This window comes from Cupriavidus phytohabitans (assembly GCF_017815025.1).
In the GTDB taxonomy this organism is placed as follows: Bacteria; Pseudomonadota; Gammaproteobacteria; order Burkholderiales; family Burkholderiaceae; genus Cupriavidus.
In genome coordinates this window covers 231,304-237,303 of sequence record NZ_JAGIQB010000003.1, presented here as the reverse complement: position 1 = coordinate 237,303, position 6,000 = coordinate 231,304, and the positions used below count along the sequence as shown (strand labels likewise).

General features: G+C 61.2%; 5 protein-coding genes. 3 read left to right on the top strand and 2 right to left on the bottom strand.

The genetic code is table 11. The features are described 5' to 3' along the window. Positions 1-310 precede the first annotated feature (310 nt). On the bottom strand, positions 311-706 hold the full coding sequence (locus tag J8I34_RS03535) for a GtrA family protein (protein WP_209805343.1): 396 nt from the start codon (positions 704-706) through the stop codon (positions 311-313). A 392-nt stretch (positions 707-1,098) separates the two neighbouring features. On the opposite strand from J8I34_RS03535, the gene J8I34_RS03530 reads away from it, so the two are divergent. From J8I34_RS03530 to J8I34_RS03520, 3 genes are all read left to right on the top strand, one after another. Next, positions 1,099-2,523, top strand: a complete 1,425-nt coding sequence (locus J8I34_RS03530) for a UbiA family prenyltransferase (RefSeq protein ID WP_209805342.1) — start codon at positions 1,099-1,101, stop codon at positions 2,521-2,523. A gap of 76 nt (positions 2,524-2,599) precedes the next feature. Continuing rightward, positions 2,600-3,850: an FAD-binding oxidoreductase gene (locus J8I34_RS03525; RefSeq protein ID WP_245175742.1), complete on the top strand. Its 1,251-nt coding sequence runs from the start codon at positions 2,600-2,602 to the stop codon at positions 3,848-3,850. After that, a complete protein-coding gene (locus J8I34_RS03520) occupies positions 3,847-4,584 on the top strand; it encodes an SDR family oxidoreductase (protein WP_209805340.1) in 738 nt (245 codons plus the stop codon). Before J8I34_RS03525 ends, J8I34_RS03520 begins: the two co-directional genes overlap by 4 nt. Before the next feature lie 32 nt (positions 4,585-4,616). Here J8I34_RS03520 and J8I34_RS03515 read toward each other — a convergent pair whose 3' ends face one another. Beyond that, complete coding sequence (locus J8I34_RS03515) at positions 4,617-5,894, bottom strand: glycosyltransferase family 87 protein (protein WP_209805339.1); 1,278 nt, start codon at positions 5,892-5,894, stop codon at positions 4,617-4,619. Between the last annotated feature and the right edge of the window lie 106 nt (positions 5,895-6,000).

The window sequence follows — 6,000 nt, the reverse complement described above, 5'->3', positions numbered from 1 at the left end:
TCGGTGGCTTCGCTGATGCTGACCACGGACTGCGCAGTTGCCGAAACGCCGAAGGAAGAGTCGGCTCCGGCAATGCCGGGCGGCATGGGCGGCATGGGCGGCATGGAAGGCATGATGTAATTTGTGCCGACTGACTGCCGGTGGGGTGTGACAACCCTGGCCGGCAGGCTGTCACAGCAAAAACCCCCGCGGGTGCGAACCCGCGGGGGTTTTTGTTTGTGTGGCTCCCGCCGTCGGAGTGGCGGGAGCGCAAACAGCCCGTTCTCAAGTTGCCCTGGCGCGAGGGCGAGCTGGGGCCATGGCCGGAAGCTCAGGCCCGGCGGAACGTGTATTGTCTGTCCAGCTCATATTTCACGGTGTAGCCGATGGCGAGGCCAATTACCGCGCCGAGGTATCGCATCTCCCGGGTGTCGAACAGATAGTCGAAGCCGAACTCGAACGCCCAGAACACAAGCGTGGTCGCCACTCCGGTCGCGGTATAAATAACAAAAGTTCGCCCGTCGTGGCCCGCATTGCGAGGGCTGAAGCGGAAGATGAAGCGCTTATCGAGTATGTATTTCAGGTATAGTCCAGCGCCCGTCCCGGCCAACACGGAAAACAATACCTGGAAGGGGCCGGTGTAGCTACGGATCATAAGGTCCTGCACACCGATATTTGTAGCCGTAGCCAGAATCGCAAGCCCCGCATAGGTAATCGCCAGCTGCATAACTAGTTGCATCACCCATCCCGTTGATGGCGCAGTCTGAATCAGCGCAGGCGTGGCCGTCAATGCGGAGCATTCACTAGTGCATTTGGGGGATTGCCTACGTTCTTTTGCGGCCTAGAATCAGGCTCAGAGGTGCCCGTCCGAAGCAAGCATCTAGTTCGCGATGTGACATAAGGCAGGTCACGACGAGCCCAACAAGAAGAAACAAGACCAATTGTTTGACGGACGAATGCGGGTTGGCATTACGGTTGGCGGACATGGGCGGCGGGGTTTTCCCGATGTTAGGGCACTTCCGGGCAATATCCCGGCAGCACCTTGGCACGGAAGCGGGGCCGCGTACTGATCTTCTCGTGCCAGTTTTGCCCGACTGCGTCGTCTGCCGGGGAGAAGTCATGGGCAAGCCGGAGATTCCGCTTTGCGTGGACCTGGACGGGACATTGATCCCCGGGGACCTGCTGCTTGAGTCGTGCATCGCCTTGCTCAGGCAAAACCCGTTCTACCTCATTTTGTTGCCCTGCTGGCTATGGCGGGGCAAGGCCTATCTCAAGGCACAGATCGCGAGCCGCGCGCGGCTGAATCATTCTGCGTTGCCGTTTCATCAAGAGCTGATCGCCTGGTTGAGGGAGCAGAAGCGGCGCGGGCGACCGCTCTGGCTTTGCACGGGGGCCAACTACCGGCTGGCGCAGGCTGTGGCAGACCACCTCAAGTTGTTCGACGGTGTCCTGTCCAGTAGCGACACCCACAACCTCAGTGGACATCGAAAAGCGCATTCTCTTGCAGAAAAATTCGGTGCCAAGGGCTTTGACTACTGCGGCAACCATCGCGTGGACTTGGCAGTCTGGTCGATGAGCCGTGGCGGTGTGGTCGTGAATGCCAGCAAAGGCCTGGAAGCGGAGGCGCGCGCAGTCACGCATGTTTACAAGACGTTTGCCCCCCATAGTCATGTAGTACATGCCATTGTCAAGACGTTGCGTCCACATCAATGGGTAAAGAATATTTTGCTACTGGTGCCGCTGGCCGCGGCCCACGAGCTAGGCGAACCGTCGGCAGTCGGCGCAGCACTGCTGGCCGTCGTGGCATTCAGCCTATGTGCATCGTCGGTCTATGTGCTCAATGACATGCTTGATGTGGAATCTGACCGACAGCATCCTGGCAAGGCTCGCCGGCCCTTTGCATCTGGTCAGTTATCGTTGCTCGCCGGCTTCGGGCTTGCCCCCGCGCTGCTTGCCGGCGCGTGGGCGGCTGCCTGGCCACTGCCATGGGCATTCAAGGGCGTATTGTGCGGCTATTATGCGCTGACGTTGGCGTACTCCACAGTCCTCAAGCGCCTGGTGGTGGCCGATGTCGTGGTCCTTGCTGCGCTCTATACGATACGTATCGTGGCCGGGGCCATGGCGGTAGGTGTGGCGTTGTCATTCTGGCTGCTGATGCTTTCATTGGCGCTCTTCTTCAGTCTTGCGCTCGTGAAACGGTACGCCGAACTAAAAGTCATGCAGCGCGAGTGCCGCCTGGAATCTGCGGGACGTGGCTACCGACTTGAAGACCTCGCGATAGTCGAGAGCCTCGGCACGGCCGCAGGCTATGTCAGTGTGGTGGTGTTGGCGCTCTACATTAACAGCCCGGCCGTGGAGATGTTGTATCGCCAGCCCCAGATTATCTGGGTGCTCTGCATGCTGTTGCTGTACTGGATCAGCAGAGTCTGGGTGTTGGCTCATCGGGGCATGATGCATGACGATCCGGTGGTATTCGCACTGAAGGACAGGACAAGTCTTGCCATCGGGGTGTGCGGGGCATTGACTGTGTACTTTGCTACATGACATGGCGCGGCGATTGATATATTCCTGGGGCAGGGCCATCCGCTCCGAATGCGTGTTGCTACCGCTGCAAAGCTGTATGGCAGAACTGCCGCCGCTTCCCGAACTCGCCGACAGTTACCTCCCATTCGGAAATGGTCGCAGCTATGGCGACAGTTGCCTTAACACGAACGGCGCCTTGCTTTCCACCCGCAGGCTCGACCGTTTCATTGCCTTTGATTCCGGCAGCGGCGTCCTACGCTGCGAAAGCGGCGTGCAACTGGCGGAGATCTCCCGCCTGATGGTGCCACGCGGCTGGTTTCTGCCGGTGACACCGGGCACGCGCTTCGTGACCATCGGCGGGGCGATTGCCAATGACGTGCATGGAAAGAACCATCACAGGCAAGGTACATTCGGGTGCCACGTGGTGCGCCTGCTGCTGCGCCGTTCGGACGGCGAGATGCGGCTTTGTTCCGCGGAAGAGAACCCTGACTGGTTCGCCGCGACGATCGGAGGGCTCGGACTGACCGGCCTGATCCTCTGGGCTGAGATCAGGCTGCGCCGCATCGAGAACCCGTGGATCGTTTCGGAAGCGGAACAGTTTGCGGATCTTGACGGATTCTTCAGACTGAGCGAGTCAGGATCGGCTCATGAGTACACGGTGGCGTGGCTGGATTGCTCAGGGCCGGGTCGCCGCATGGGGCGGGGCATCTTCACGCGTGCCGATCACGCGCCAGCGGGGTTCCGCCAGCAGGACGTCCCGCAAGCGCGCCACGCCGCCGCGGTGGCCTTCACGCCGCCGTTTTCCCTGGTGAACACCTTGTCGGTCAGGGTGTTCAACAGCCTGTACTTCCATCGCGCTGGCAGGCAGCCGCTGACTACGAGCGGGCATTGCGAGTCTTACTTTTATCCGCTCGACCATTTGCTGAACTGGAATCGCATATACGGCCCGAAAGGCTTCTATCAGTACCAGTGCGTCGTACCGGATATTCGTGGAGGCCGGGAGGCCGTTGCCGAACTCCTCCGGCTGATAGCGCGCAGCGGCATGGCGTCCTTCCTGGCGGTACTGAAGCAGTTCGGCGAGCGGGCTTCGCCAGGGCTGCTGTCGTTTCCGCATCCAGGCACCACCCTGGCGCTGGATTTCCCGAATCGCGGGGAAGCCTTGCATCGCCTTTTCACCAGCCTCGATGCAGTGGTGATGGCTGCGCACGGCCGTCTCTATCCAGCCAAGGACGGGCGCATGCCGGGCAGAGTGTTTCGTGCCGGGTATCCGCAATGGCAACGCTTCAGCCCATATATCGATCCCGCTTTCTCCTCCAGCTTCTGGAGGCGGGTCATGGAGGACGAATGAAAAATATCCTGATCATTGGCGCGACTTCGGCCATTGCCGAGGCGGCCGCGCGTCGCTTTGCAGAACGCGGGGATCAACTCTTCCTTGTCGGCCGCAATGCGGGCAGTTTGCAGGCGATCGCCGATGACCTGCGGGTGCGTGGTGGCGCAGGCGTTCAGACCTGGGTCATGGACGCCAACGATGCTTTCGCGCACGCCGCCATGCTGGATGAGGCCGAGGCCACCATGGGAGGCGTGGATTCGGTCCTAATTTGCCACGGCACCCTGTCTGACCAGCGGGCATGCGAGCAATCCGTATTGCTCACGCTCGCGGAGATCCAGACCAATGCACTGTCGGTCGTGGCCTTGCTCACGCTGATCGCCAACAGGATGGAGCGCCGGCGCAAGGGCACCATCGCGGTCATCTCTTCGGTGGCTGGCGAAAGGGGCAGGCAGAGTAATTATGTGTACGGCAGCGCCAAGGCACTGGTAACGGCTTTCATGTCGGGGTTGCGGCAGCGCATGGCCAAATGCGGCGTGGCGGTGGTGACGATCAAGCCGGGGCTTGTCGATACGCCCATGACGAACGGATTCCGCAAGGGGCCGCTATGGATTCAGCCAGACACTGCGGGCAAGGCAATCGTGCGCGCCATGGATGCGGGCGTGTCCGAAGCTTATGTGCCGGGGTTCTGGCGGGCCATTATGATGGCGATCCGGTGGCTGCCCGATGTGGTGTTCAGGCGGCTAGTGTTCTGACAGGCGGGATCCCGTCTGCGCGAGATGCCGCTTCAGTACCGGGACAGCTCGCGCGTGGCGGGATCGATCACACGCGGATTCAGAGAAGCAGACATACCACCGCCTGAGCTTGTAGCCCCAGCCTGCGGCCCGACCTTGCAGGCTTCGTGGAAGTGGTCAGTTCGCCGAAGTATCAGGAAAAGCAGGCCAGTCAGCACGACCGGCCCCGTTTGAATCGATACCGCGGCAGCCAGCGGTGCCATCGGCAGTGGCAGGAACCACGCTGCTAACAGGATTTCACGTTCGCCGCGAAGCCAGCCGCGGAGCAGGCCATCGACGGCGAGCCACGCAAGCGGGAAGGCAAGGCCGGCGAGATCGTAGTCATAGGCATACGGGCTGACCAGGAAAGTTGCTGTCATGAGGGCCGATGCGCGCAGTGCCAGTACCGGCGTATGGCGCCACACGTACCAGACGGCAACAGCGGCCGCACATGCGGCGGCGGTCTGCGCAAGCCAGGCGGCTGGCACCGGAACGTGCCACAGCCTGAGCATGGCAAAGACTGTCGGCATCTTGATCCAAGGCAGCGCGCCGGTTTCCAGCGCAGCTTGCGCGACCGGCAGGCTGCCAAGGAATGCAGACAGAGTAACGGTACCAAGGACGGCAGTGCCGGTCGCCACCAGGAGCAAGGCAACCGCGCCAGCAACGAAGAAGGTGGTCCACGCACCCGTCGCCACGAGGGCAACCGGGAACAGCACCGCCAGATGCGGCTTGATGGCAAGCAATCCGATGAGAATACCGGCAAGCACTGGCCGGCGCTCAAGGCAGAGCAGGGCTGCGGCTGCCAGCGCGGAAGTCAGGAAGGCGTTTTGTCCGTGCAAGATATTGACCCACGCCCCGCAAAACCCGGCAAGACACCATAGGGCTTCGCGGCTCTGCGCAATGCGTCGGAATACGGCTACATAGGCAGCAAGGGTTGTCAGCAGGAAAACGAAATAGGCCGCCAGGTAGGGCAATAGTGCAAGAGGAAGGATCAACAGGTAGAACGACGGCGGATAGAACCAGGCATACATAGCCCTGATCCCGGATACCGCCGTCTGTTCGACTTGGAATAGCCGCGCCACGTTGTAGGCGTGCTGGGGATCGCCGTCCAGTGCCATGCGCGAGGCCGCCCAGAACGTGATGAAGTCATAGCCGAGTGGCTTCCCGTTCGGATCCACAAGGCCCTTCGCCCGGAAGCACAGCACCACGATGGCCAGCAGAATGAAGGCTAGCACGATGCGCGAATACGCGACCAGGCGCTGGCGATTCAGCCAATGTTCGGGACGACCCATGCGATGTTCCCCTTGTTGTCCTCGCATTCCGGTTGCCGTGATCGGGCATTGGAGATGGCCGGTATGCTGGTGCGCCGTTCGAGGCGATGCGCAAGGCAGCACACAG